This is a genomic window from Konateibacter massiliensis, assembly GCF_900184995.1.
Lineage (GTDB): Bacteria > Bacillota > Clostridia > Lachnospirales > Lachnospiraceae > Lachnotalea > Lachnotalea massiliensis.
Map to the genome: position 1 here is coordinate 1,818,464 of NZ_LT860099.1, position 26,128 is coordinate 1,844,591.

26 protein-coding genes are annotated in these 26,128 nt (G+C 40.7%); 1 reads left to right on the plus strand and 25 read right to left on the minus strand.

Annotated elements, in window-relative coordinates; translation table 11 throughout:
• The 12 genes from CTY48_RS14215 to CTY48_RS14270 form a co-directional block, all read right to left on the minus strand.
• Entirely contained in the window at positions 1 to 1,029 is a 1,029-nt protein-coding gene (locus CTY48_RS14215; protein ID WP_099469131.1) for a CPBP family intramembrane glutamic endopeptidase, read from the minus strand.
• 103 nt (positions 1,030 to 1,132) lie between these two features.
• Entirely contained in the window at positions 1,133 to 1,366 is a 234-nt protein-coding gene (locus CTY48_RS14220; RefSeq protein WP_099469132.1) for a polya polymerase, read from the minus strand.
• A 226-nt stretch (positions 1,367 to 1,592) separates the two neighbouring features.
• Positions 1,593 to 1,967: a RidA family protein gene (locus CTY48_RS14225; RefSeq protein ID WP_099469133.1), complete on the minus strand. Its 375-nt coding sequence runs from the start codon at positions 1,965 to 1,967 to the stop codon at positions 1,593 to 1,595.
• Between the two features lie 66 nt (positions 1,968 to 2,033).
• Entirely contained in the window at positions 2,034 to 3,824 is a 1,791-nt protein-coding gene (locus tag CTY48_RS14230; RefSeq protein ID WP_099469134.1) for a glycosyltransferase family protein, read from the minus strand.
• Positions 3,821 to 4,891 (minus strand): acyltransferase family protein, encoded by a 1,071-nt coding sequence (locus tag CTY48_RS14235; protein ID WP_099469135.1) that lies wholly within the window; start codon positions 4,889 to 4,891, stop codon positions 3,821 to 3,823. The genes CTY48_RS14230 and CTY48_RS14235 overlap by 4 nt, the downstream gene beginning before the upstream one ends.
• 11 nt (positions 4,892 to 4,902) lie before the next feature.
• Entirely contained in the window at positions 4,903 to 6,069 is a 1,167-nt protein-coding gene (locus CTY48_RS14240; RefSeq protein WP_099469136.1) for an acyltransferase family protein, read from the minus strand.
• On the minus strand, positions 6,070 to 7,290 hold the full coding sequence (locus CTY48_RS14245; RefSeq protein WP_099469137.1) for a hypothetical protein: 1,221 nt from the start codon (positions 7,288 to 7,290) through the stop codon (positions 6,070 to 6,072).
• Positions 7,283 to 8,470, minus strand: a complete 1,188-nt coding sequence (locus CTY48_RS14250) for a hypothetical protein (RefSeq protein ID WP_143452725.1) — start codon at positions 8,468 to 8,470, stop codon at positions 7,283 to 7,285. Before CTY48_RS14250 ends, CTY48_RS14245 begins: the two co-directional genes overlap by 8 nt.
• Positions 8,471 to 8,493: 23 nt before the next feature.
• On the minus strand, positions 8,494 to 8,892 hold the full coding sequence (locus CTY48_RS14255; RefSeq protein ID WP_099469139.1) for a DUF2304 domain-containing protein: 399 nt from the start codon (positions 8,890 to 8,892) through the stop codon (positions 8,494 to 8,496).
• A 23-nt stretch (positions 8,893 to 8,915) separates the two neighbouring features.
• Positions 8,916 to 9,602 carry a glycosyltransferase family 2 protein gene (locus tag CTY48_RS14260; RefSeq protein WP_099469140.1) on the minus strand — a complete coding sequence of 229 codons (687 nt, stop codon included), beginning with the start codon at positions 9,600 to 9,602 and terminating at the stop codon, positions 8,916 to 8,918.
• A 31-nt stretch (positions 9,603 to 9,633) separates the two neighbouring features.
• Positions 9,634 to 10,377 (minus strand): glycosyltransferase family 2 protein, encoded by a 744-nt coding sequence (locus CTY48_RS14265; RefSeq protein ID WP_099469141.1) that lies wholly within the window; start codon positions 10,375 to 10,377, stop codon positions 9,634 to 9,636.
• Positions 10,378 to 10,380: 3 nt separating this feature from the next.
• Positions 10,381 to 11,583, minus strand: a complete 1,203-nt coding sequence (locus CTY48_RS14270) for a glycosyltransferase (protein ID WP_099469142.1) — start codon at positions 11,581 to 11,583, stop codon at positions 10,381 to 10,383.
• Positions 11,584 to 11,696: 113 nt separating this feature from the next.
• Between CTY48_RS14270 and CTY48_RS14275 the strand changes: the two genes are divergently transcribed.
• Positions 11,697 to 12,473 carry an O-fucosyltransferase family protein gene (locus CTY48_RS14275; protein WP_099469143.1) on the plus strand — a complete coding sequence of 259 codons (777 nt, stop codon included), beginning with the start codon at positions 11,697 to 11,699 and terminating at the stop codon, positions 12,471 to 12,473.
• Between the two features lie 53 nt (positions 12,474 to 12,526).
• Here CTY48_RS14275 and CTY48_RS14280 read toward each other — a convergent pair whose 3' ends face one another.
• The 13 genes from CTY48_RS14280 to CTY48_RS14340 all read right to left on the minus strand — a co-directional run bounded on the left by CTY48_RS14280 (position 12,527) and on the right by CTY48_RS14340 (position 26,023).
• Entirely contained in the window at positions 12,527 to 13,567 is a 1,041-nt protein-coding gene (locus CTY48_RS14280; RefSeq protein ID WP_099469144.1) for a glycosyltransferase family 2 protein, read from the minus strand.
• A gap of 12 nt (positions 13,568 to 13,579) precedes the next feature.
• A complete protein-coding gene (locus CTY48_RS14285; protein WP_180272735.1) occupies positions 13,580 to 14,587 on the minus strand; it encodes a glycosyltransferase family 2 protein in 1,008 nt (335 codons plus the stop codon).
• Positions 14,588 to 14,692: 105 nt separating this feature from the next.
• Positions 14,693 to 15,724 (minus strand): glycosyltransferase family 2 protein, encoded by a 1,032-nt coding sequence (locus CTY48_RS14290; RefSeq protein WP_099469146.1) that lies wholly within the window; start codon positions 15,722 to 15,724, stop codon positions 14,693 to 14,695.
• 9 nt (positions 15,725 to 15,733) lie between these two features.
• On the minus strand, positions 15,734 to 16,276 hold the full coding sequence (locus CTY48_RS14295; protein ID WP_236354944.1) for an acyltransferase: 543 nt from the start codon (positions 16,274 to 16,276) through the stop codon (positions 15,734 to 15,736).
• Between the two features lie 25 nt (positions 16,277 to 16,301).
• Positions 16,302 to 17,837 carry a lipopolysaccharide biosynthesis protein gene (locus tag CTY48_RS14300; protein WP_099469147.1) on the minus strand — a complete coding sequence of 512 codons (1,536 nt, stop codon included), beginning with the start codon at positions 17,835 to 17,837 and terminating at the stop codon, positions 16,302 to 16,304.
• A 57-nt stretch (positions 17,838 to 17,894) separates the two neighbouring features.
• Positions 17,895 to 19,940, minus strand: coding sequence for a DUF2142 domain-containing protein (locus CTY48_RS14305; RefSeq protein ID WP_099469148.1), 2,046 nt, complete (start codon positions 19,938 to 19,940; stop codon positions 17,895 to 17,897).
• Positions 19,928 to 20,596 (minus strand): hypothetical protein, encoded by a 669-nt coding sequence (locus CTY48_RS14310; protein WP_180272736.1) that lies wholly within the window; start codon positions 20,594 to 20,596, stop codon positions 19,928 to 19,930. The genes CTY48_RS14305 and CTY48_RS14310 overlap by 13 nt, the downstream gene beginning before the upstream one ends.
• Positions 20,589 to 20,852: an HPr family phosphocarrier protein gene (locus CTY48_RS14315; protein WP_099469150.1), complete on the minus strand. Its 264-nt coding sequence runs from the start codon at positions 20,850 to 20,852 to the stop codon at positions 20,589 to 20,591. Before CTY48_RS14315 ends, CTY48_RS14310 begins: the two co-directional genes overlap by 8 nt.
• A gap of 204 nt (positions 20,853 to 21,056) precedes the next feature.
• Complete coding sequence (glmM, locus tag CTY48_RS14320) at positions 21,057 to 22,406, minus strand: phosphoglucosamine mutase (RefSeq protein WP_099469151.1); 1,350 nt, start codon at positions 22,404 to 22,406, stop codon at positions 21,057 to 21,059.
• A 19-nt stretch (positions 22,407 to 22,425) separates the two neighbouring features.
• Positions 22,426 to 23,709: a CdaR family protein gene (locus CTY48_RS14325; protein WP_099469152.1), complete on the minus strand. Its 1,284-nt coding sequence runs from the start codon at positions 23,707 to 23,709 to the stop codon at positions 22,426 to 22,428.
• Positions 23,687 to 24,568, minus strand: a complete 882-nt coding sequence (cdaA, locus tag CTY48_RS14330; protein ID WP_099469153.1) for a diadenylate cyclase CdaA — start codon at positions 24,566 to 24,568, stop codon at positions 23,687 to 23,689. Before cdaA ends, CTY48_RS14325 begins: the two co-directional genes overlap by 23 nt.
• Before the next feature lie 20 nt (positions 24,569 to 24,588).
• Positions 24,589 to 25,590: a hypothetical protein gene (locus CTY48_RS14335; RefSeq protein WP_099469154.1), complete on the minus strand. Its 1,002-nt coding sequence runs from the start codon at positions 25,588 to 25,590 to the stop codon at positions 24,589 to 24,591.
• Entirely contained in the window at positions 25,568 to 26,023 is a 456-nt protein-coding gene (locus tag CTY48_RS14340; RefSeq protein WP_099469155.1) for a hypothetical protein, read from the minus strand. Before CTY48_RS14340 ends, CTY48_RS14335 begins: the two co-directional genes overlap by 23 nt.
• Positions 26,024 to 26,128 lie beyond the last annotated feature (105 nt).

Sequence of the window (26,128 nt, forward strand, 5' to 3'; positions counted from 1 at the left end):
TTAATAGTTGCTGTGAACACCGCAGGTGTGAACAGCAATATTTAATGTATTATCCAGCGTATTCTTCTCTATCGGCTCTTCTATATTGTAGTTATCTTCTGAATTTCTCCCTGCTGCCTCTGAATATCCCATATATGCCAGACAAACAATCACTCCGATTATAAGCGGAATACTGATTGCCTTTTTGATGGAGAACTTATCCTCTCCGTTTCGAATCCAGAATACAGCTCTCATGTGCTCTTCCCGCTTGCAATGCTTTATAATCCAGATATAAACACCGATTGCCATCACTGTCGTCACGACCGCAATCATTCCGTAAAGACCAACCACTATCATCAGATACTCCTGTGTTATCTGAGCCTGAAGCTCCTGCGATGTCTGCCCTGATGTAAATGCCATTGCCCACACGCTGCTGCCGTTTATAATAAAGTGCGCTATCATGGTCGTATAAATGCTTCCTGTTGCCTCAATCAATAACGCAAAAATAATACCAATTACAAAAGCATAGGAAAACTGGTTGAAATTCAAATGCATCAGTCCGAATACAATTCCGCTCAATACAACTCCATACAGTACGCTGCTCTTTCGGTAAGTATGAAATAAAACGCCGCGGAATACAAATTCTTCACTGATCGCCGGAAGGATGGCAAGCAAAAATAAATTTACCAAAAAAGGATTTCCCGTCATTTCTGATGTCAGAGTCATTACCTCATTTTCGGCAAAAAGCATAGACAACGCATTTAAAAACGAAACAAGAGGCATTATTAATACCGTAAACAACGCTGTCATCATGATAGTGGACACATCTATTTTCTTAAACCTGATTAGCTTAACTGGGTTTGTCTTCGTTGCAATTAAATAAATAATAACCGGAATCAAAATCAAAAACTGGCTTATGATAAGGCTCTGATTCGACGATAAATTGCTGTTTATTCCCATTATGTGTAATATACTAAACAGTAATGTAGCACTTAGATGAGCAAAAACCATAATAAGAAACAAAATATCTGATTTTAATGTATGTTTCATTCTCAATTCCTCTTTTTTTACTATTTTATATCATCAAAAATTCCAAGGAATTTCCCATGATACTAAAATAGGAAGTTCGGATTGAACTTCCTATCTGTCATTCTTAGCCGTTAATCATAAAAGATACAAGCTTATCAATATCTTCCTTCTCATATGCGATAATCTCTAATTCAGCAATCTCACCATCTGAAAAAATATTTGCCATAGAAACATACTGAGAAAGCTTTGATTTTAAGTTCAATCTGTCACCTTCACCTGTTACTAGCTCTACTCTGCCGACACAACTGTCAACAACCTTAAAAAATTTGTCTACGTCTTTAATATTTTGAACCTTCATAAACACCTCTCCTTCCTGCCACGCTATATAAGCAGATATTATTCGGATTTTGTAACGAAACCGTTACTTGATTTTTCCTACTGTTATTATATCTCAAATACCCATTTATGGAAAGTGCTTTTTTATATCCTAGGATATAAAAAACTATTGATGCGCACCTCGCGGAGTAGAAGTTATTGCTTCTCAACCCACTCGGGCGCGAAGTGTGAGCTTTGCTCACACTTTTTTACTTAATTGCGATTGCTTCCACTTCAAGCAAAACATCTTTGGGAAGTCTCGCTACCTCCACACAGGATCTCGCCGGAAATACACCGGTAAAATACTTCGCGTATATTTCATTGATTTTTCCAAAATCATTCATTTCTTTGATGAAAACAGTTGTCTTTACAACATTTTCCATATTCGTTCCCGAAGCCTGCAATAAATTAGACAGATTTTGAAAAACCTGTGCTGCCTGTGCTTCCACATCCGCGGGAATTTCACCCGTTTCCGGCACTACCGGTATAACACCGGAGGTGTACACCATTTGGTTTACCTCGATTGCCTGTGAGTAAGGGCCGATTGCTGCCGGTGCCTTGTCTGTGCTGATTGCTTTTTTCATGTCTCATCCATCCTTTCATTCTCTATATTGTAACTGTTCAGAGCCAAACAAATTTAATAGTTACCCCTATTTAAATTCCTTCGGTACATAAATCACATACCACCGGTCTTCATATAGCTTCGTATAGTTCTCACTCTCTCCAAGTTCCACGGCTGTGCTGTATTTATCCTTATTCCAAAAGCCGCTCTTGTCCCCCTCCATGTCCGCAAGTACAATGACAGGAAGATTTTTATCTGCTACCGCCTCCGACAGACGGCTGTCAAAGTTCTCCATTGTAAGATATTCAAGGTCTGCCCATGAACTGTCAAAAAACGGCTTCATATCTGTGATCACATAGCCTATATTAAAGCTTCCAAGCTGTAATAATTTATAGTCCTTATACGGTTCCAAAAGGGTCACAAGTCTGTCAATCAGCTCCGCTCTCTCCACCGACGTCTTTAATCCCGCAAACTGCTCCGCTTTGATACCCTGAACCAAATACTTGTTATCGCTCTCGTGGTAAGTGAAGGTTGTCGCATAGTGATAGCCTGCTCCAATCGGGTACATAACAGAAAAACCTACGGTTATAATACTAAGCACCATCGCGGTCGGAAGCACCCACTTGTTTCTCCACTGCAGCTTCCTAAGCTGTGTCAAAGTCTTATATTTTGTCTCCTTGACCGACAGCTCCTTCGCAAATCGTATCAAAACACAGAGGATAATTGCAATCGGAAGTCCCATATACACTCTGTAATACGCCGCTCCCGTGTCTGTTCCAATTGTCAGTACCCCCTCTGCGATAACGGCACTCAGGCATATATCGCTGAACAGAATATCCTTCTTTGCATAGTAAAGTGTGGCTGCTGCTCCAAGTGCAATTGCACCAAATGCGACAAAAACATGGACATCAAGGTAGTCTGCCCGAAGCCCCGCGAGAAGTCCCATGATTGAGATGATTACTGCTCCAACAATGCCCATTACCCGCAATCCCAATCCGGATTGCTGTGTCCCAAAAAACATTTTTCCGACCACTACAATGACAATTGCAACTCCAATCAAAATAGCGCCGAACAGAAGCCAATTTCCTGCTCCCTGAAGCATCCCTCTGTAAAACAGTGAGACAATACGTACCAGTCCATGCGAAGACTCTCCACCGCCTCCTACCGCGGTCAGCATAAGAATATCGTCTGTGAATTTGTCAAAGCCCAATATTCCGATTGCCGCCAAAAGACTTAAAATTCCTCCTATTGCACCGCTGAGAACAAACCACAGACTTTTAAAAATTGCTCTTTTAAACTGAAACTCCGGCACAAAATAATGCCAAAATACCACAACTACAAGCCCAAGCTGCAAAATATTCGGAAGCCTGACAAAGGTGTTGACTGCAAAAATAATACCGCTCACCACAAGCAGTTTATTGCTGTCCTGCTTTAACGCTTTTATCAAAAGAATGATACCGATTGTCTGAAGCAGCATACTGATAGCATTCCAGTTCAGGCAATGCACCCATGTCAAACCGAAAAAACTGCCTGCAAGCACTGCTCCAAGCAACGGAATACGCGGCATATAATCCTTTAGAAACAGATAAATTAAAATGGCAGTCGCCGTATAGCATATCCAGCTTGCCACATTCAGGGCAAGCACCTGATGGCTTGGCATAAGATGATAAATAATTCCTCCTACAACCTCGCCAAATAAATAAAACAGTTCATTTACTTTAACGCTTTTATCAAATATATAGCGGTATTTCGTAAGGTAGGAAGCGGTGTCCTGCACATCAATGCCTTTGGTTATAAACGGGAAAAACCATACCAAAAGAACAATAAATAAAATAATGCAAATTACCTTTTCCAGCCTAATCCATATATCTTTTTTCATTTATTTCTCCTCTTTTGACCATATACGAAGGGCAGGTATCTTTGTATCAGCCCATCTATCGGTACTAATATTACTACAGACAGGAGTATTTTGGCAACCTTTTCTAATATATCATGTGTAAAGCCAATGTAAGTAAATGCATAGCCCACTGCCGCAAACACAATCAAATGAAGGGCAAACACACCGATGCTGTGTCTTCCGATCAGGGCAAGCAGCCTTGCAAAATATCCCAGATAATTTTCAATAAGCTTTGAGACAAACATAACGCATATCGTTCCCAGGCTTCCGACAACCAGATAAAGCAACACTGATTTTCCAAAGTCCCGGATAGACATATTGACGCTTCCGTTCAAATAAGAGGCAGCGATAAAAAGAACGACTATGCCTGCAACGGCAGTCGGTTTCTTATAAATAGCTTCAAAGCGTCCCTCTCTCGCAAGCATTCTCCCTGCATGCAAAAAAGCCACACTGATGAATGCCGTATCAAGACTCCACGGAAGCAGTATACTGGAAAAATATTTTAAAAGAATACCGATTAAAACACTGATACCCAGATAAACAAATTCTTTTTTCTTATTCTGCCCTGCCTTTATCAAAATAAACTGATAAATCACAAGACTCAAAAACAGACCTGTTAAAAACCATAGCGGAGCATTCAGTGACGTCATAAGATTAATGTTTTTTTGCGGCACAGATACCATGACATCCCCTGCATTGGCGTACAGTGCATTTCTGGAATAGAACGCACCGATTACCGGCATAACCGCCTGAAGAAATGGCTGTCCTTGAATCAGGTTTTTAACCGTGAACATCCCTGCTAACACGAATTGAAAGCAGGCATACGGAACCAGCAGACGTCTTGCCTTGCCTTTCACAAAGCGGGCAAGGGGCAATTCTGTATTCTCCTTGAACGTGTAGCCCGAAAGCACAAAAAATACAGGCATATAAAACATTCCGCCTAAAAACGTAACCACTCCCAAATCGAGCATAACATGATTCATCAGCACAACAAATATGCCCATCGCTTTTGCTATATCAATCCAACCAATTCTCTCTTTTGCCTGCATGTCTTCCTCCGTTATTCCTTTCCAGCCAATCCTGCCTGCACCTTCTTCCCAGCAACGTTAGCAAGCTTGTTGCCGAGGGGCTCGATATATTTCGTGACAAGCACTGCCGCGCAAAGAACCATTGCCGCAGTCAGAATAATATTAACCAACATAAGCACATTGTAATCCAACCGTCCGTTTAAGCGAACCAAAAACCATGCGGAAAAAGTTGCAATAATCGGAAAATGTACAAGGTAAATGCCAAAGCTGTGTTTTCCTAAAAATTGTAGTACTTTCCCTTCAAAGAGCTTCTGTGCCATACGGCTGTTCAACAGCACCCAGAACAGCAATGTACAGCCGATTACATAAAAGATAATAACACGCGGCTCACCTAAATAGCGGTAGAAGGTACCGTCCAGATTTGTTCCTCCTGCAGGATATGTTGCAAAAATCATGCCGACTACAGTCGATAAAAACAGAATGAATTTATTCTTGCAAAATTTATTCAGAAATACCGATTCACTGTGCATCAAATCGCACAAAAGCATTCCAATCAGAATACATACATAATCGTTTCGCATGCAGAGTAAAATCAACGCAATATACAAAATATCCCGGTATTTCCATTTCCCCGTCACATACAAAATCAAATAAACAAGGAGGGAGCCTAAAAATTCATATTTTATTATCCAAAGCACATTGTTATAGGTGCTCGCCTGTTGAAAAAAAGCCGTAAAAAAGGCTTCCTTCAACATTCCAAGAAAAAGTGGCTCTGCCGCATTAAAGTTCATAAACCAGTCCTCTGAATGCGAGATAACCGCTGCTGCCCCATTGTGGTATGCTCCTGCCTTCATCAGAATATAGGTGATAAACTCAATAAAAAGAATCGGCACAATCAGTCTAAAATACCGCTTTGCCGCGGAGGTTACGAGATAATTTTTGTCCCGCGTCTGAAAATATCGAATGCATATCACATAGCCGCACAGCAGAAAGAAAATTCGAACCGCCACCTTGCCGTTATATAAGATGTTCAGCGGGGTAACCGCTATCAATGCGTCAAGATTGCCCGGCAGGTTCGCCTCGGCTATCTCTGTGCTATACAGAGCATAATAGAAAGCGTAGCCAAAATGGCAAAGAAATACCATAATTGCTGCCGCTCCCCGAAGTCCTTCCAGATAAGTTAGTCTTTTCTCACCCATTTAAACAGCTCCTAACTCCTTTTTCCCGCTTATATGCCGGTAAATACTGATTCCTACATCGATAATCAAAAACAGAATAACAAAAGAATATAGATAGGTCTGGATAATCACATTGGATGTTCCTTCCTCGACCATGTATTTTGTCAAAAACAGTGTATATGCCGCATAGGATACAATCTCATGCAACAGAGGAATATAAAACTTGTTAAGCCTAAACATAAAATAAACAACTGCAAAAATATCTGCCATATAGCCGTATCTTTCATGCATAAACGGCAGAAAATATACGGTCAGCATGGCAAAAAACAAAAACATCGCAATCAAAAACTCATTTGTAACGCGGTAACTCTCTCTCTTTTTTGCCATCACATACAGGATACACATCAAAATGCCAAGTATTAACACCTTGCCTGCTGTTGAAAACGGTCCGAGGAAGGAGTCTATGCCATAAATATAATATATATTCGGCCAGTTCAGGCTAAGTGCCCACACGTCCGTACCTCCCTGTGCAATATAAACAGTCAGAAGCTCAATAAGAGGACGTCCCGCAATCCATGCCGGAATAATGCCGATCACATACACAAGCGGCATCAAGAAAAAGTGTTTAATCTGCACTTTATTTTTCACCCATAAAATGATAAGCACTGGGAATACAAACAAGGTTTGCAGCTTCAAGGCAAAGGCAATGCTGTAAAAAAGCATGGCACGAAACGGCTTATCCTTTATAAAATAATAAATACAAATTAATAAAAGCATTGTATATATGACATCGCATTGTGTCCAAAGAGCGCTGTTATTCACCACGGTCGGCAGCATAAACACGATCCCGTAAGCTGCGATTGCCCTCGTTTTGCTCTTCGTTCCCTCATACACGATTTTGCCGGCAAAAACAGCCGCTATCACATCAAGGATGCACATTGCCACCTTGTATGTAATCATCGGATTAAAAGGCAGAATTGAGACAAGGTAGAGGAAGTACATAAACGGAGGCGTATAGTCGTAAAAATCAAGCGCCAACGCTCCAAACCCGTGCTCGTAAAACATTTGAAGCCACGGCTCCCAGTAGCCTGTATAATCCTGTGATACAACGTGAATGACTGCTTTTCGAAGCATAACTCCCGCAAACGTGGTTCCCACAAGCAAAAGTATCTGCAAAAAGGTAAGTCTGAATTTCCCTATTTTAAATTCTTTGTCCAATAAATCTCTCAGTAAGTTATCCATTTGCCGCCTCCTTCTTCACTCGCTTCTTAATCTCACCGGTCGTCACATAGGAATAGATATCAAGTCCCGCCAAGATAATCAGACCAAGCTCTACAAATGCATAATAAGGGATTGGACCGGCAAAGGTCTTGGAAAGGTATTCCATATAGGCAGAAAAAGAAAGCATAATATGAATAAGAGGATAATAAAATCTCTTAATTGTTGTGAATGCATATAAAATAGCAAAAATATCTGCTAAAAATCCGTATCTCTCATGCATATGAGGCAGAAAATAAGCAGTCACCATCGCAAAGAAAAAGCCAAGCAGCAAAATAAATTCCTTGCTCATCTCATATTTTCGGTATGCAAGGTAGAATAAAAGCAACATCAAAATGCCAAGTATCAGCCAAATTCCTGCTGACTCATATTCCTGAATAAAAAATCCTGTTCCATAAATCTGATAGATATTCGACCATTTTAAAGAAAGGGAGTAAGCATCCTGCGTTCCCTGTGCCACATAAATATTAATCAGCTCAAGAAGCGGTCTTCCCGCCAGCCAAGCCGGTACAATTCCCGCAATATACATCACGATTATCCATAAAAAATGCTGGAGCTTTAGCTTGTTTTTCGCCCACAATAAGATAAACAGCGGGAATATAAACAACGTCTGCAACTTAAATGCAAACGCAATTCCGTAACAAATCATCGACCAGTTCGGTTTATCCTTGAATATAAAATAAATGCTGAGAAGCACAAAGGTTGTATAAATCACATCACACTGCGCCCATAGCGCACTGTTTGCAATCAAAGTCGGCATAATCATAAAAATGCCGTAAACACCGATTGCCCTCGTCTTGCTCTTTGTCACATCATAAATAATGCCCGCTGCAACTGCCGCTGCAAAAAAATCAATCGCACAGCAAATCCCTTTGTAAGCAAGCATCGGGTCCAAGGGCAGACGGCTGATCACATACAAAATATACATAAAAGGCGGCGCGTAGTCATAAAAGTCTGTTGCCAAAGCACCAAAGCCTCCAGCCTGCAACTCCTTAATCCATGGGCCCCAAAAAATAGTCCAATCATCCGTCACGATGTTTCGCAGGACAAAGCGAATGAGGATACCAGCCGCACTCATGCCTGCAAGCAATAAAATATCTAAAAAGTCAAAGGTTATCTGACCAATTTTTATTTTTTTGTCCATTAATCCTCTTAAAAAATTATCCATTACTGCTCCATATCCTCTTTCGTGCTGTTATTTAAAGTGTCATTCACCATTTTCTCTTGCTTGTCCCTGCTCAGCTTTTCGTCAATCGCTATCTTTTGTGCCAGATCATTCAGCTTGTTTTCGAGCTGGGAATGTTCAATTGTCTGCATAAATGCTTTGATAAGCAAAATAAAGATAATGACAAGAAAGACAAAATTAACAGGTGCCTGCATCCCGATCAAATTCGTCGGTATTGTAACAAGCATTGGAAAAATACTGATTAAGATTAAAAGAAACGATAAGATAATCCAAAAAATCGCATATTCAATTTGCAGCTTGGAGTATCTGATTTTTCTGACGATATATAAAGTCGTCAGCAATGACGCAAGTATTAATATAATTCGAAATGCCAGTGACATATCTGTTCTCCTTTCATCCTAGCTTATTTTCTCTTTCGAAAGCTCTGAATAAACATGATGGAAATCAGCATTCTGAGCATATACAGCATCGAACGGCTGAAATTTAAATAGCTCTCACCGCCTAATCGCTCATCCATCTCCACCTGAACCTCCGAGATTGTGGCTCCCTGCTTTAACAGATAAGAAATCGTATCCGGCTCCGGGCCATAGTTCATATTCAAGGCAAACTCTTTTATCATCTGCTTGTTGAACATTCGCATACCGGAGGTTGGGTCCTTTATCGTTTTTCCTGTCGTCAGCCGCATCGCAATCGATATCATATTGCTGCCTAACATACGCATGGAAACCGGCTTTTTCTTCGTTACAAAGCGCGAACCAATCACGATATCATAGCCCTTTTCGATTTCCTCTAAAATTTTATCAATATATTCTGTTTTGTGCTGTCCGTCCGCGTCAAACTGAATGGCATAGTCATAGCCCTTTAAATAGGCGTATTTAAGCCCTGTCTGAAACGCTCCGGCAAGCCCTAGATTGACCGGAAGATTAATCAGATCAAAGCCGTGTTCCAAGCAAACCTTCGCCGTATTATCCTTTGAGCCGTCATTTACGACCACATAGTCATACTGGCTGTATTTTTCTTTAATCTCATCTACAACTTGAACGATATTCATCTCTTCGTTATAAGCTGGTATAATAATCAGTTTCTTCATAGAAATTCTCCTGTTTTCACATATATAAAGCCTATCTTACAAACTGCAGCAAAACTCTTGCGGTCCTGCAGCAATCCGTAAACCATGCAAACCTGATTTTATTTTCCTTAAGTGCCATATGTCCCTCTTTCAAGGAACGGATATATGCTTTTAAACCGTTTGTGCTAGTTCCCCCGTGGGACATTTTAATCAAAACCTCCGGAATGTAGGACAATATCACCTGCTTATCCTTTAAAATCCGAATCATATACTCATAATCCGCAGACACCTTATAATACGGTTTGTAAACTCCGTATTTTTCATACACCTCTTTTTTCAAATAAAGAGTCGGATGTCCCGGCATCCAGCCGAAACGGATATTCCCTTGTCCCTGCTTCCAGGTGCGGACTACCTTTTCACCTTCCATATAAAGCAGGTCTGCGTGAACACCGTCCGTCTTTTCTTTCTCCATGATGTTCACCATTTGGGAGATTACAGTCGACTTTGTAAACTCATCAAAGCAAGTGCCGATGATATCACCGCTTGACAGCTTTATGCCCTTGTTTATGGCGTCAAAAATACCGTTATCCTTCTCAGACATCCATTTGATAGCTCCTGCCTCCTGCTTGTCCAGCTCCGTCAAATACTCCACAGTGCCGTCGGTGGAGCTTCCGTCCACGATAATATGCTCTATATTTTCGTAATCCTGCTGCTTTACCAGAGCAATGATTCTCTTTAAATTATCTAAGTCGTTGTAAGTTGTCGTTATAATCGACACTTTCGGAGTCGCTGTCATTTCTTATTTATCCTCATATACTTTCCTGTACAAATCCATGTATTCTTCAAATCTGTCATTTTTATTATATTTCTGTGCTTTTTCAAGGCACTTTCCAAATTCTTCTCTGTGGGTACAGACATATTCAATCGCTTCGCAAAGCTCATCTATATCGCCCTTTGGCACAACCCTTCCACATTCCTCATCGACAGACTCCACACTGCCGCCTGTCGCAAATGTAATGACAGGGGTACCGCAGGCAAGTGCCTCCAGGTTCGTCGTCGGAAAATTGTCCTCAAGCGTCGCATTGACATACACGGATGCAAGGGAATAAAGCTGTGCCAGCTCATTGACATTCTGCGTCCTCGTAATGCCCGTTATGTTCGCCGGAAGCTCCTTTTTTTGTTTTTCACTCAACCCTACCAGCATAATCCGGTAATCCTTTGGAAGTCTCTTAGCAAGCTCGATAAAATATTTCAGCCCTTTCCTTGCTTCCCACATATTTGCAACACCGAGTATGATATGCTGTCCGTTGTCATACTGTTTTGTCAGCTCTCCCTCTATCGGCTTAAACTGCTCTAAATCGATTCCGTTATAGATTACCTCGACCGGATAATCTTTTAGGAAAGATTGGTTTACATAATTTTCAAGCCATCTGCTCGGCGTTACAATTGTCATGTTGTTCAACCCGCCAAAGAGCTCCTTTTTTCTTTTATAATTATAAACAGAATTATCATGCAGTAAACCGTAAGGATAAGCACTTTTATACTGCTCACAATGATGACATCCTGTTTTCCACTTATCGCACTGCACATAGTCAAAATAGGCGCAATGTCCCGTAAAGCTCCAGCAATCGTGAAGTGTCCAGATAACCGGCTTATCAAGCCTTTTTAGGTATTCAAAAAAAATCTCGATATTTAGATAGAAGCCATGTACATTATGCAAGTGTATAATATCCGGACTGAATTTGTCAATCTCTTCCACCAACTTTTTCGTGCTGTCGGTTGAGGCAAACCCGTGCGCCCCGGTTGCAAACTGATACAGCACATGACTGTAAAAATCAAGTTTTGAATTGACATGAACTGTTTTAATCCCGTCCGGTGCGCTTCCTCTTCCATAGGCAATCCGACATTCATTTCCACTGTTTTCAATTACGTTATATAAATCCAAGGCAATTCTGCCTACACTTCCCGTACCACATACTGTATTTACTTGAAGTATTTTCACTATTGGCATCTCCAATTCTATTTGATAAAAGCTACTACCATGCAGTCAAAATTTATGGTATAATGCTTTCATTAGATTTTAATTTATCAATCCATTTGAAAGCAGGACATACTATGATAATAATACAACCTTCCGGCGGTTTATGCAATAGAATCAGGGTAATAAATTCCGCATATGAGTTGGCAAAGAAGCGCGGAGACAAGCTAACCGTGCTCTGGCTGAATAACGCCGAGCTCAATTGCCCGTTTGAATCCTTGTTTCAGCCGGTATCCGAAATCAAGATGATTAACATCTATTCAAACTTTAATCTGAAAAAGCTGTTTTTACAGCTTTCCGCAAACCAGCGTTTTGACAATACAGCAATTGAGAATAATAAGAGGGACGGCGTTTTAAACAAAGACTTTTTCGATTCCCTGAAAAAAAATGTTTTTATCTCTACTTGGGAACATTTCTATCCGTCAAGCGACTATCGTTTTTTTCAGGCATCAGACGAGATACAGTCTAGAATTGATAAAATCACCTCTCAATTTGGGAAAAACAGTGTGGGCGTTCACATCAGAAGAACCGACCATACCTGGGCAATTGAGAGCAGCAAAACAAACAACTTTGTCACCGCCATTGAGCAGGAGCTTGCCGTCAATCCTGACGCAAAGTTCTATGTCGCAACCGATGATATAAACGAAGAAAATTTATTGAGAGAAAAATTTCCTGACAGCATTATTTCCAACCAGAATAAAACACTGTCGCGAAACAGCGTTGCAGGCATGCATGATGCCCTGATTGATTTGATTTGTCTGTCCAAAACGACAAAGATTTTCGGAAGCTATTTCAGCTCCTTCACCGATGTTGCGGCAGATATGCATCAGATCGAGAAGATTGTGATTAAATAAAATAATTAAAAAGAATGTGACCTGCACTTACTTGTGCCTTGCCACATTCTTTTTTATCCTTTTATTTTAAAAAATACAAATGTAATGAAAAAACAGCAGCGGTATAGTTTAAATTTAATCAGCTTGATATAAATTTTCTCAGCCAGAGAAAGCCGCGGCATATCATAGGTCCGTATCGCTTCCCTCACCTCCGGCATATTAAATATTTTTTTCAGATTTTTAATAACCGTCCGAAAGCCTGATTTATAATTTTTCATAATCTCACTTTTGATGCCAAGAATGGTAAGGCAGAGAAAATCATTTGTAATCTGGGTAAAGAAGTCATATACATTTTTCTGTATAGAGATATTCAGCAATTGATTCATTGTCTCCGCAATCTTTACCACATAATGCTCATCATGTCTGCCTGTCATGGATTTCTCATTAATCCAATAGTGGTACGGAAAATAGTCCTCTATCATGCATACCCGCTTCGCATCGCAGAGTACCGGAAATGTGAGCTGCAAATCCTCACCGATTGATACGGTGTCGCTGCAATATTTCATATTATCCAATACAATCTGCCGCCTGTAGAGCTTTGTTACTCTAGCTGGCTGTATCGTTCTGCCAAAAAAGCTTCCGTCGCTCAGTAGGGTTGGGTATATTTCCTTTTCAATATCTGCCCTCTCATAAACCTTTCCTGCAAGCTTAGAGCTTTCTGTCTTTGTCTCTGCTGTGCCGTCCTCAAATTCATAGACAAGTCCGCAAATGGTCAAATCGGCATCACTTTCCTTCGCCCGCTCATACAGAGTGGCAAACATATCCTTATCCACCCAGTCATCGCTGTCCACAAACCCCACAAATTCTCCTGTTGCACGATTGACGCCTGTCTTCCATGCAGAGGTGAGACCACCGTTTTCTTTATGTACAACCCAGATACGAGGGTCGCTGTTTGCATATACATCGCACATTTTACCGGAGGAATCCGTGGAGCCATCATCCACAAGAATAATTTCAAGCTCCTCCATCGTCTGCTCCTGTATACTCTTGACACATCGATCCAAATATTGTTCTACGTTATATACCGGCACAATAACGCTTACCTTCGTACTCATAAAAGCCTCTCCTTACTCTTTTTCATAATGCTCCATCATCTTTTCCTTTAAAACAGGTGCCGAGTAGGTCTTTAACAATCTTTTGTAAAGACTTGGTGTCACCTGAAACAGAAAATATCCAATCCTTGTCTTAACAGGCAAACTTCCGTATTTTTTTATCCGTTTTTCTGCCTCTCTCACCTTTCTTTTCAACTCGCTCTGCTCCTGCGCTGAATCTGGCAATAGCTCTCTGCATTGAAAATACAAATCAATCACGCCATCCGCATAGGCTCTGATTGCCGTCGGAAGAATATTATGCAAACCTTTTTCTTCCAAAAAATCAAGACGCTGCTCCACAGACCATGCCCAATCAAGACGGTTTCGGTTAAATTTCTTTCTCGTGATACTCTCCCCATCCACAAAATATCCATATAAAAAGCGGTCTACAAAAACCGTCTGTTTTGCCTCATAATACAACTTATGTGTTGTTGCCTCATCCTCGTGAATCCGGCCCTTGGGATAGCGGATTGAGGTAAACAAGTCTCTTCTATAGAGCTTATTCCAAGCCACCACAAAGAACGCTCCGTCCGGTGAATACATATTTTCTATCGTCTGAATATTTGAATAGACTTGACGCTCGCCTGGTTTATGGCTCTGAGTCATGCAGCCATCTTTTACATATTCATATTTACATATCGCAATATCGCTGTCTGTGTCAGCAACCGCCTTGTAGAGCGTCTCAATAAAGTCCTCCGCTAAAAAATCGTCCGAATCCACAAAGGCGATAAACTCCCCCTTTGCAATCTCAATTCCGGCATTTCTCGCACCTGATAATCCTGCATTTTTCTGATGAATCACCTTGAGTCTCGCATCGCTTTTTGCATATTCATCACAGATATTCGGACAGTTATCCGGTGATTCGTCATCCACCAGAATAATTTCTAAGTTGGAATAGCTCTGCCTTAGAATGGAATCCACACATCTTCTTATATAGTTTTCTACGTTATAAACCGGTACCACAACGCTAATCAGCTTATCCATCGTCATAAACCCTTTCTATTTTCATATCTGTAAACATAGGCAGCCAAGTCCCTCCTGAGTGAGGGATGCGAAGGCTTAATGCGGACTTGTCCGCTTTTTTATGACTTATGCCCGCCCTCTCAGAAGCGCAAGACACCACTTCCGCACATAGATTAGTATATACACAGCATTCTTTTTCTTCCTTAAAAAGAAATAGTTGATTATCGCATAATCAATCTGTAATTTTCCAATACCCTGATTTGCCGCCTGTATATAAGCATCTTGCATATATTTCTCAATCGTATCAAGTTTCTCCTGCTTCGTTAGCGTCTTATCATATGCCATTCCTTCTATCTCATCCAAAAATTCCAGAATAAGCCGCTTATGAATCACAGCGTTTCCTGCCTTGATTTTTTCCTTATCACCAGACTGCCCTGCCTGCAAAAGGAGCTTCTCATAGTTCTCCTTCACCGCCTCACAAAGTTTCACGGCGATTTCGTACTTATCCTTTCGCTTTTTAGTGGAAAGATTGTCCTGACCATTCTTTTGAATGTAAAAATAAAGTGGCTCACTCAGCAAGACAATTTTATCAATCCGCTTCATATAATCAAGATTGAACAGCAAATCCTCCCCCAGACTCAAGTTTTCCTCAAATACATTCTCCACAACTTCTTTCTTAAAAAGCTTATTCCAAGGCATATTCAAATAGCCGCACTCATAGAGCCTCAAGAATTCATCCGGTCTATCCTTTAAAACAAGCACAGATTGCTCGGGCACCTTTATAATATCCCGTTCCAAAAAAAGATGGTGATATCCACAGATTGCCATCTGTGCGCCTGACTTTTCCACATTTCGAAGCAAACACTCACACATATTTTCTGCAATATAATCATCGCTGTCCACAAACTGAATATACTCTCCCTTTGCATGGAAAAGTCCTGTATTTCTGGCTTTGGATACACCCTCATTTTCTTTTTGTATCACCCGAACACGCGAGTCTTTGACTTCATAAGCCCTTCCGATTTCCACCGAAGAATCGGTCGGCCCGTCGATAATCAGCAAAATTTCAATATCAGAATAAGTCTGCGCAAGCAGGCTGTCCACACATTTATGCAACGTTTTCTCACTATTGTAAACCGGAACGATAATACTTATCATTGCTCTCTCCTAACGCATCTCTCTCACTTTTTTACAAACCGCTTCCCTCTTTTGATAATAAAGCGTATCGGCGGGAACCTCTCCCTTCACCACACTTCCGGCGGCTATTACACTGTTGTCACCGATCCGGCTTCCCTTTAAAATAACACAGTTTGCTCCAATCCATACATTTTTTCCGATTACTACCTTTTCCTTAGTAAAACCTTTTAAGGAATTGCGGTAATCATGGTCATGGTCGACAATCACGACATGATTGGCAATCTGACAGCCGTCACCGATGGAAACTTCCTCCATACAAGTAATCGACACGCCATTATTTAAAAAACACTTATCGCCGATATTTAGGCTTCCTTCCTCTGCACGCAGCGTCACGTTCGTCCGGGTCACCAGCTCTTTTCCGATTACGAGCTTTGCTTTTGGCGAGATACGCAGTACAAAACCCTTGTCAAGCGCCTGAACCCAGCTTATAGATAAGCGGTGCCGATATTTTATTTTCCAAAATACAATCTTTGGAAGACTCACAAATGCCCTCCACGCAAGCTCTAACTGCATAGCCGCACCTCCGTTATTTTATCAATCAGCTCTTCTTTATATTTCCAAGAGCATTTTTCACCTTTTCTGCAAGAATTTCCCTCTCCGTTCTTGTCAAAATAATAAAGTAATTTACAACCAGCGCAAGCACACCCGTCGGTATTCCCACCGCAAACAGACGAAACCAACTATCAATGGGGATAAGCATCTTGGACAGCACCCCCAGTATAACAATGCTTCCGATTGAGACAAAGCCAAGCCCGATATCACTGTAAAAACGATACCATTTTACTCCAAGTGATTTTGCCGCAAACATCGGTGTAAACGTCAAGTTTCGAAGCAAACCGATTGCGGTACTCACCCCGGCAACCGCATAGATTCCTAAATTTGTATTTTTTAAAAGAATAAATACAATAAGCGTTGTCATCATACCGGATAGCAGCATGACGATTGCATTTTCCTTCACTCTCTTTGTGATGATGAAAACATGGTAAAGCACCTGTATGCTCATGCTCACATATAGTGTGCCAATCGTTAAAATTGTCAGCTCAAACAGTGCCTTTGTATCCTTCTTCGGCATCCAAAGCTGATAAAATTCCATTCCGTAAGCGGTAAGAAATGCCAATGGAATACTGAGCAAAAAGATAAGCATACGGTTACAGCTTTTTATTACCTGCACCAGCTCCTCCTTATTCCCCTTTGCATAGGCAATCGTAATCTGAGGATTAAAGATACCGATAATACCTCCCATAAAATTACTGCTTATCATCCCAGGAATCGTCTTTGCGATGGCGAGCAGTCCACCTGCTGCCCCCGATATAAAGATATTGGCAATAAGTACATCAAGCTGCTCCAAAAGCACTTGCCCAAGCCTTGTGATGGAATTCCAAAGCCCTAGCGAAACAAGCTCCCATATTTTCCCTACGTCAAAATCCTTTGTGCTGACCTTTATCTCCGGAAGCAACCGTTTTGTAAATTTTCGATTTGCAAATGCCAAAAAGATAGTACACACAATTGATGCCACTCCGGTATACCATAAATACGGTCTGAAAAACACGTAAGAAACGAGCAGGATAGCGGCACGAATCAGCTCTGTCTGAATCATCTTAATCGCAAGTAAGTCTAAACGGTCTTTGGCATAAGTAGCGACACTGAAAATCGACGCAATAATGCTGATAAAAAAATTTAAGAAAATAAAGAAAAACAGCAATTTTACGTCCGCAACCAATCCAGACTCTATATCCAGAAGATTGTCCAGGAATAAAACTAAAATAACAGAAGGGACAACCAAAACCGCACTTATAATAATATTGGAAAAAAAGACCGACGAAAAATATTTGTTAGCCTCCTTGTAATTCTTCTGGTGTATATTAATCGTGATAAATCTACTCGCCATTGTGTTCAACGCAGATACCAATATCTGTGCATAGGACACAAAATCATTCGATATCTTCACATAACTGTATGCCGCCTCCCCAATCTGATTTACAATATAGGGCGTCAGAACAAAACCAATTCCAAGACTCACGAAGATAGAAATCATCTGAGCTGATAAATTTATGACCAATCTTTTTTTATCCATGTATAACTCTCCTTGCTAAAATGCGCAGGGTAAACCTCTATCCCCTGCGCATTGATTTTAGAAACAATGTGGCTTTAAGAAATACACATAGGTTCCGTATAAATTAATAAATATAAGAATTGCAAACACTGCTTTATGAAATACTTCCGTACTTATATTTAGCTTGCATTTATTATTCTTGAACACAAACATAAGTGGCAGGATAAACGGGATATAATATCTTCCCTGCACTCCGCTGATATAATTTGCCCCTACCTTCGTAAAGGTGACATACAAGCCTGTCCAGATAAGGCTTGCCATCCCAAACGCCATCACGCCAAGTAACACCTTCCATTTAGCAGCAAGTACATACTGCCTGTCTTCCTTTGTCTGAAACAAAGAAGCACCCAGAATAAGCAGACTTGTAAGTGCTGCAAATACCGTTGGAAAACGTCCTACATAGCCATATAGCAGCCATGTCGAGGTACCAAGCAGATAGTCGAAGGCTGAGTTTTTAAGGCTGCGAAGTAAAACCTTTGTATAAGCAAGCGGCTGGGAGAGAACATACTTAGCCTGATCCTCAAGATTAGCTCCCTGCGCCCTGATATCGCCAAGATATGCTGTGTTGCTCTGCAAATCAGCCGTTGCACCCGTTGCCTCTATCGGCGACTTATAAATCGTAATGAGAAGCAATCCCACAATGACAACCACTCCCGCACGAAACAGACCGCTCCTTAGCTTGCCGTCAAATTTTTCCTTTGGCAGAAAACAGAGCAGAAGCATCATCACCATGTAAATAGTCTTTGACCAAGTTCCCACAACAAAGCATAAAATCATCGCAAGTGCTGTATACCATTCCAGCTTCTTTTCTTTATCCAGAATTTCATTCAGCCATATTACAAAGCCCAGAAATACCAATGCGGTGATAACCGCATCATAGGCATAGACCGACGCGAGAAACAGCGGTGTCGGAAGCAGCCCGATTATCGCAATGTATATTTTCCCAACCTTGGATATACGGATTGCAAGCGCCATGATGATGGTGTAAAACAATAAATTTCCCAGTTTTCCAAGCATATAGGCGGAGGCAAACGAAAGATTTAATACCCTTGCCATCGCAAGCATAATGGACTGCGGAAGGTATGCTCTCACGTTATACTGCACAAAACGCTGCTGGTTTTTTATATCTGCCACAGAATAGTCATTTCTCTCCTGCGCATATGCCGCTATCAGCTTTTTCTCTTCCAACGTATCAAAGCTTGGCATGATTCTTCCCTTCATCTGAATGGAAGCCTCCGTATATTCAATTGTCTGTCCAAAAGAAGCCCGGTAAGCATTCTCATAATGCACATACTCGTCCCAACTTAACTGATTCGTTCCATCAAATACAATGATAAAAATTCCAAATAAGAGGGAAAATATCGCAAAGGCAATTTCCAGCCTCTTTTGAAATATTCTCCTATTGAAAACCAAGAAGGCAATTGCAAGCATTCCTCCTATCAGAAAGATAACCCTTAAATGGTTAATCTGAAATTCGTTACTGATTGTTATAATCATGCCTTGAGGAGTAAATGCACTGCTTGTCTTAAGATTCACAACCATCTTATCGCCCGTTTCATTTACATTGGTTGTCCCTTGCTTCAGGCGATAATTGAGCGTATCATAAATAGTATCGCTCTCCTTCTCACCATTTACAAGATTTATCTCATAACCTAAATTTGCTTCTGTCGGGTAAGCGATGGAAAACTTTTTTACATAGTATTCCTCTCCCATGTCTATCGTAATGTTGGTCGTGTAAACCTTTCTGGATAATGTGCCATTGTCATCAATTAAGCTAGGATCAACCGTCTCCACATATTCTTCGCCGTTAATTTCTGCCAGCAGCTTTGCATTTTCTTTATTTAACTCAATTTCCTGAATCTCTTCATCCGTGAGAGGAACCAAGGTTTCTCCCTGCTCAATTCCAATCGCTTCACTGCTCTGCCCCAAATCAAAGGCTGCTGTTTTATTTGCATGGAAAATAGAGTGCCAGTTAAAGCCAAGGCACTCTATCAAAAAAGCTAACGCCACAATTCCAAGAACAATAATTCCGTTTTTTACCCATTTCGTACTTATTTTATCCATAATGCTTCGTTCACTTTCTGTTTCTTCTTAGTTCCCAATGTGAAAAATACGGTGACAAAGATAGCCAGAATAACCTTCAAATCAAATACCAGTGGATGGGTATAGTTGATATAAATATAGCTTGACTTGATATTTCCCGTAATTGCATTGCCATCTACACTGGTGCTTGCCTCTTCAACCTCTGTCTGGTTTGCAAGCAATACCGGAACAGTGTCCTCGCTTCCCGTAAAGGAAAAACGAATTGTCAAATCTCCGTTACACTCTTCCATCCCCTTAAAAGGCAGGTAGACAAATTGTTTATCCAAAATATCCACGAGTGGCTGTTCACCTGTTCCAAGAAGGATTGTGCCATCACCGTTGTAAACCTCATATACTATTTTACCGTCTGTAAACTCGGCGCCTTCCTTGGATATCCACACCTGTATTCCCGCCATCGGCTTTGTACCTGTGTTACATTTATATTCCACTACACTTCCCTTATCCAAAGGAAGTGTAAAATCAGAGTTTTCTTCCATATTTACATCAATATCATAAAACGATTCATTCGGAAAAAGATAGCTGCCTATAATTCCAAGAACGGATACCACGATGCAAAAAAGTATAAAAATTCTCCCGTATTTCCCTAATAACCTCTTATATGGCTTCATTCTACTCACCCAATCCGCTCTCCACAGCTTCCACAAGTGCCTTTAACGCTGCTTCCTCGTCCTCACCATCACAAATCAGTTCTATTTCATCTCCGCATTTTACACACGCACCCAATACACTCAATACGCTCTTTGCATTTGCAGTGTTTCCCCAATAGCTGAATGTAATAAGACATTTAAACTGCATTGCTTCCTTACATAAAATTCCTGCCGGTCTTAAATGTAAGCCTGTTGGATTTTTAATAATCACTTTCTGACTCACCATTGCGCCATACCTCCAGTTATAGAATTACTTTGTAATTCGCCATTTATTCCCATTCGGGGTTATAATGTCTAACGACATTATATTGAATTACTTCGTAATTCATTTGTTATTCCCATTCGGGGTTATAATGTCTAACGACATTATAATTGAATTACTTCGTAATTCATTTGTTATTCCCATTCGGGGTTATAATGTCTAACGACATTATAACATTGTTTTTGTTATAAGTTTCGCAAGCTTGGAAGCTTCTTCATCAATTACCTTCTGGTCTTTCCCTTCAATCATAACACGCACGAGCGGTTCTGTGCCGGATGGACGAATCAGTACTCTTCCCTCACCGGCAAACATTTCCTCAATACTTTTGATTGAACCTGCAATTTCAGGATAGTCCATGTATTTGTCCTTTTTGTGGTTCGGAACCTTAGCATTGACTAATGCCTGAGGCATTACCTCCATAACGGATGCAAGCTCGGACAGCGGCTTCTTTGTCTTAACAACAACCTCTAATAAATGAAGGGCACTGATAAGACCGTCACCGGTTGTATTTTCATCCAAGAAAATAATATGTCCCGACTGTTCTCCGCCGAGGTTTGCACCTATCTCTATCATTCTTTCCAAAACATAGCGGTCTCCGACCTTCGTCTGCTCGATATTCACGCCATTTTTCTGTCCCATGAGCATAAAACCTAAGTTGCTCATAACAGTGGCAACTATTGTATCTTTTTTCAGTCTTCCGGTCTCTTTCAAATAGTTACCGCAAATTGCCATCAATTCATCGCCGTCTACAAGCTTTCCGTTTTCATCCACCGCCAGAAGTCTGTCGGCATCCCCGTCAAAAGCAAGTCCAAGTGCCGCTTTCTCATAGACAACTCTCGCCTGCAATTCTTCCATATGGGTTGAACCACAGTTGGCATTAATATTTGTACCGTCGGGCTTTGTATGTATTGCAACAACGTCAGCTCCCATTTCCTTCAGTGTCTCAACTGCTGTATAGTACGCAGCACCTTCCGCACAGTCCGCCACAATACGAATACCTGTCAAATCTACATCTACAACCGATTTTGCAAAATCCACATAAGCTTCCTTTGCATCCTCTCTGTACTCCACTCTTCCTATCTCTGCTCCAATCGGCATACTTACATTATTCATATCATTCCGAATCAGTGCCTCAATTTCATCCTCGAGCGCATCGGACAACTTATAACCCTCTGAGTTAAAAAATTTAATTCCATTAAATTCCATTGGATTGTGGGAAGCAGAAATAACAACGCCCGCATCCACCTTGTATTTTCTCGTCAAATATGCAACCGCCGGAGTAGGAACAACACCTAAATACACTGCATTTGCGCCAACAGAGCAGATGCCTGCCATCAGTGCATTCGCTAGCATTCCCCCTGATATTCTCGTATCACAGCCTACAATAATCGTAGGTTTATGTGCATTCTCCTTTGTCAGAACATAAGCGCCTGCCTGTCCAAGCTTCATGGCAAGATCTATCGTCAATTCGCTGTTTGCAACTCCTCTGACTCCATCTGTTCCAAATAATCTACCCATTTTTTCTCTCCATTTATTTTTAATTAAGATTTGAGGTTTTGCTCGTACCCGTATTGTTTCTTGTCAACACTATATTGACCGCGACCTCATCTGCCAGTTCAGCTTCTATTCCATCTGCGAGTGTCACATCAACAGGTACGGTCTTGGTTCCAGTCTCCCCTATACCTGCCAAATCAATACTTACCGTCAAATCATCTGCTGTAATCTCACTTATCTTGTCCGGCAGCCCTTTTATTGAAACAATAAGATTATCATTGTTTGCAAAATTCATCGTATATTTTGATGAAAGGTTTAAAATCTGTATATTACTCTTTGCTACCTCAATCTCTTTTGTTTCCAGCTTTTCAATAATGGCAGTTACAAGTATAAGTGCCTCGCTGCTGTCTACTAATCTTACGGTGCTTGGCAGTTCCCCGGTTATATCAATGCTCTGCTGGACATTATCTGTCGCATTGCTTATATCCACCACATCATTTTTGATATCCAAAGAAGAAATTGCCGACAAATATTCCGGCTCCCCTGCTATCGTGATTGTATCTGGGGAAGAAACTGTTTCTATATATTGATAGTCTGCTGCGGGTGTTCCCTTTACACTAAAGCTCACACTGATTTCTTTTGTTCTGAGCAAGTCAACCGATACCGCTATATCCTCATTTTTATATTCCAGGCTTGTCGCCTCTATTACATCTCCGTCACTGTCATAAAACTTCGGTGTATAAGTATTATTTATCGTATCAACGCCGCTGATACCGCTTACGTCTATCGTAACTGCAACTCTGCTGATTTTATTTACAACGGAAGCCGCTCCCGTCACCTTCAGTACACTCGGATTCACAGTAATATCACCCACTGCATAGCCCTCCTCCAGTGTACCTGAAATACTCGTACTGATTGCAAACTGCTTTGTGGCAGAATCCTCCACACTAATCTTCAGGGTCCTGGTCTTCGGCGTAATTTCCTTGATTTTATCACTGTTTTTTACCGCCGTCACCTCAATCGGAACGGTATCTATCACTATCATTTCTGCCATGTCCGCAACCGCTTGAAAATCAGATGCTTTCATCTTGGAAAGTGCAGATCTTCTGCCCTTCACCGTTATACCGATAACATCGCTGTTATCAATAATATCATATACCTTTCCCTGGTCCTTGATAATCGATTCATTTTCCACCGTTACCTGAATATTATTGAAAGATTTTGACTCCACAGGGTCAATAATATTTACAACAACCAACCATAGAATAATTGCAAACAGGATCGAAATGATTTTGAGTCCCCAGTTATGAGTTAGATTTCTTTTCATTCTTAACCCTTCCTTTCGTTTTTCTAAATCTTCCGCCCTCTGTACTCTTATCCTGAAAATCAAAGAGTCTTTTCCTCAGATACTCTGCATCCACACTGCGAGTCAGCTCACCGCCCATCGCAATGGATACCTTGCCGGTCTCCTCCGAAACAATAATGGTCATAGAATCGGAAACCTCGCTGATGCCGACACCTGCGCGATGCCTTGTTCCAAGTTCTTTGCTAAGCCCCATATTGTCGGATAAGGGCAAATAACAAGTCGCCGCCGCAACACGATTCCCCCGTACGATAATAGCTCCGTCATGCAACGGAGTATTATGCTCAAATATATTGATTAGTAACTGGCTCGAAATAAGTGAATCTACTGCAATCCCTGTATTTTCATAATCTGCCAGACTAATATCCCGCTCAATCACAATAAGTGCCCCTGTACGGACACTACCCATCTCAAAAACTGCTTTTGTAATTTCATTTACCGTCTTATCACTGAAACGTTCTTCACCGTTTCGCTGTGTATCAATCGGAAAAAGACTTGTCAATATATTCTTTCTTCCAAGCTGTTCAAGTGCCTTACGAAGCTCTGGCTGAAAAATGATAATAACGGCAATAATGCCGACGTTAATTGTCTTACTGGCAATCCACAATATCGTATTCATTTCAAACACGGCTGCAAATAAGATGAAAACCATCAGAAATATAATGCCTTTAAAGAGCATCCATGCCCTTGTATTCTTTACCCACAGCATGATTTCGTAGAGTACAAATGCAATAATAAATATTTCTACAAAATCAGTAATTTTAATATCTGGAAGGGATAATCCATATAAGTAGTTATCTATAAAATTTTGTATCGCGCTCATCTCATCACACCCTTCCGCTTTTATTTCAATTTATCTAATTCTTTCTCCAAGTCTATTTCTTCCGTCATGGAAAGCGCTGTTCTCTTCGTATGTTTTCTCTGCGAATTAATTCGTTTTACTTTCTTTTCTCTTGTTGTGATGCTCACCTTCGGCACCGCTTTTACATAGTAATAATATTCGTCATCCTCAAACTGGACATGCTCCACTCTGGTATAGTCCACATTAAAGGTCATAAATTTCACACCAAATGCGAGAGCAACCGAGAAAATCATCCCGATCAGCATTCCCAAAATACTATAGGAAATGTTCATCATATAATCACATACAAGCATGATAAGTACATTCGTCATCGCACCGAGACCGATTGCAATACTCCAAGAATAATCAACCGACATTCTGCGAATAAAATATACTACTAAGATGGTTACCGTAAATGCCAGAATATAAACTAGCATATCCTTATTATTTATAATGTTATCAATCAGATAGGTATAGGTCTGCAGCATGTCACTTGCTTCTGAATTGTTAATTACGGAAGAGTTCTGCTTTACAGAATACATCAGGTAATACAAAACAACACCGAACGATACCGGAAACGCAGATAAGGGGGTTCCCACCAGCCCTGCCGCCAGAGGAATCACGTAAGGTATCCGAAGCATAAATGCAATCGGAGTCAGCAAAACCAGATAGCTTTCCTTGGGGGAAAAACGGTAATACAATAAAAACATAAGCAGGATTAGTGCCAATGCCACAACTGCGACCGGCAGAGATGCCGCATAAAAATGCGCTATCATAAATATCGCTGCCAATATGAGCACCGCATTAAACGGCAGAAACGTGGATGCCAGAGCAATGATAATAACAAGAACCGGGTTCTTAAGCTTTGTCATAAATCCAATATTAGCATTTATCGTAGTCAAAGTAATAAAGGTCACAATACATTTTATAATCGGCCTAATATAAAAATCATATTTGCCGTAAAGCATTTTAAGCTTTTCTCTAAATTCCAGTAAAACGGTCATGTTCAGTCTTACCTCCTAAGCTTTTTCTACTGTCATTTTTATAGTCTTCTTTTTCATATAATCTGCTCAGCCTTTTCAATTGCCCATAATATTTTTTCACACCCATTTTCGCCCTTTTATAACGTATCATATAGACAAAATAGGCGGCAGTCAAGTATACTGCCATAAAAATAAGATAGTATTTCAATATAGTTCCACTGAATTCAAGCAAATCCATCTTATGAATATTTTCCATTAAAAACTCTGCATGATAGCCCGCCCACATAGCTGCAATAATACAAAATGCAATCGTTGTACTGATAGCAGTTTTTAACATATTTGATGTAACAAAATCAATTCGGAAAAATTTCGAGACCGGTATTTCTTCTTTTCCCTCTCGCGCTTCATACGCTGCCATCCTCGTCATCAATTTAATTCTATCTTCATTTAGCATATGTCACCTCTTATGCGCTTTCTTATAGACATCAGCTTGATTATAACATATTAAATACTTAATGGAAAGTTTTTTATTATCGCAAAACTCCCCACAACTAGCGAT

What these genes read in the sequence shown, in the direction of transcription:
- CTY48_RS14240 (WP_099469136.1), bottom strand. Translation starts at nt 6,069, where the DNA reads ATGGGTGAGAAAAGACTAACTTATCTGGAAGGACTTCGGGGAGCGGCA.
- CTY48_RS14305 (WP_099469148.1), bottom strand. Translation starts at nt 19,940, where the DNA reads ATGGATAAAATAAGTACGAAATGGGTAAAAAACGGAATTATTGTTCTT.
- CTY48_RS14335 (WP_099469154.1), bottom strand. Translation starts at nt 25,590, where the DNA reads ATGACCGTTTTACTGGAATTTAGAGAAAAGCTTAAAATGCTTTACGGC.
- CTY48_RS14215 (WP_099469131.1), bottom strand. Translation starts at nt 1,029, where the DNA reads ATGAAACATACATTAAAATCAGATATTTTGTTTCTTATTATGGTTTTT.
- glmM (WP_099469151.1), bottom strand. Translation starts at nt 22,406, where the DNA reads ATGGGTAGATTATTTGGAACAGATGGAGTCAGAGGAGTTGCAAACAGC.
- CTY48_RS14250 (WP_143452725.1), bottom strand. Translation starts at nt 8,470, where the DNA reads ATGGACAAAAAAATAAAAATTGGTCAGATAACCTTTGACTTTTTAGAT.
- CTY48_RS14290 (WP_099469146.1), bottom strand. Translation starts at nt 15,724, where the DNA reads ATGATAAGTATTATCGTTCCGGTTTACAATAGTGAGAAAACGTTGCAT.
- CTY48_RS14275 (WP_099469143.1), top strand. Translation starts at nt 11,697, where the DNA reads ATGATAATAATACAACCTTCCGGCGGTTTATGCAATAGAATCAGGGTA.
- CTY48_RS14295 (WP_236354944.1), bottom strand. Translation starts at nt 16,276, where the DNA reads ATGCAGTTAGAGCTTGCGTGGAGGGCATTTGTGAGTCTTCCAAAGATT.
- CTY48_RS14235 (WP_099469135.1), bottom strand. Translation starts at nt 4,891, where the DNA reads ATGCAGGCAAAAGAGAGAATTGGTTGGATTGATATAGCAAAAGCGATG.
- CTY48_RS14280 (WP_099469144.1), bottom strand. Translation starts at nt 13,567, where the DNA reads ATGAGTACGAAGGTAAGCGTTATTGTGCCGGTATATAACGTAGAACAA.
- cdaA (WP_099469153.1), bottom strand. Translation starts at nt 24,568, where the DNA reads ATGAGCGCGATACAAAATTTTATAGATAACTACTTATATGGATTATCC.
- CTY48_RS14220 (WP_099469132.1), bottom strand. Translation starts at nt 1,366, where the DNA reads ATGAAGGTTCAAAATATTAAAGACGTAGACAAATTTTTTAAGGTTGTT.
- CTY48_RS14265 (WP_099469141.1), bottom strand. Translation starts at nt 10,377, where the DNA reads ATGACAGCGACTCCGAAAGTGTCGATTATAACGACAACTTACAACGAC.
- CTY48_RS14225 (WP_099469133.1), bottom strand. Translation starts at nt 1,967, where the DNA reads ATGAAAAAAGCAATCAGCACAGACAAGGCACCGGCAGCAATCGGCCCT.
- CTY48_RS14245 (WP_099469137.1), bottom strand. Translation starts at nt 7,290, where the DNA reads ATGGATAACTTACTGAGAGATTTATTGGACAAAGAATTTAAAATAGGG.
- CTY48_RS14315 (WP_099469150.1), bottom strand. Translation starts at nt 20,852, where the DNA reads ATGGTGAGTCAGAAAGTGATTATTAAAAATCCAACAGGCTTACATTTA.
- CTY48_RS14255 (WP_099469139.1), bottom strand. Translation starts at nt 8,892, where the DNA reads ATGTCACTGGCATTTCGAATTATATTAATACTTGCGTCATTGCTGACG.
- CTY48_RS14285 (WP_180272735.1), bottom strand. Translation starts at nt 14,587, where the DNA reads ATGGATAAGCTGATTAGCGTTGTGGTACCGGTTTATAACGTAGAAAAC.
- CTY48_RS14260 (WP_099469140.1), bottom strand. Translation starts at nt 9,602, where the DNA reads ATGAAGAAACTGATTATTATACCAGCTTATAACGAAGAGATGAATATC.
- CTY48_RS14300 (WP_099469147.1), bottom strand. Translation starts at nt 17,837, where the DNA reads ATGGATAAAAAAAGATTGGTCATAAATTTATCAGCTCAGATGATTTCT.
- CTY48_RS14230 (WP_099469134.1), bottom strand. Translation starts at nt 3,824, where the DNA reads ATGAAAAAAGATATATGGATTAGGCTGGAAAAGGTAATTTGCATTATT.
- CTY48_RS14325 (WP_099469152.1), bottom strand. Translation starts at nt 23,709, where the DNA reads ATGAAAAGAAATCTAACTCATAACTGGGGACTCAAAATCATTTCGATC.
- CTY48_RS14340 (WP_099469155.1), bottom strand. Translation starts at nt 26,023, where the DNA reads ATGCTAAATGAAGATAGAATTAAATTGATGACGAGGATGGCAGCGTAT.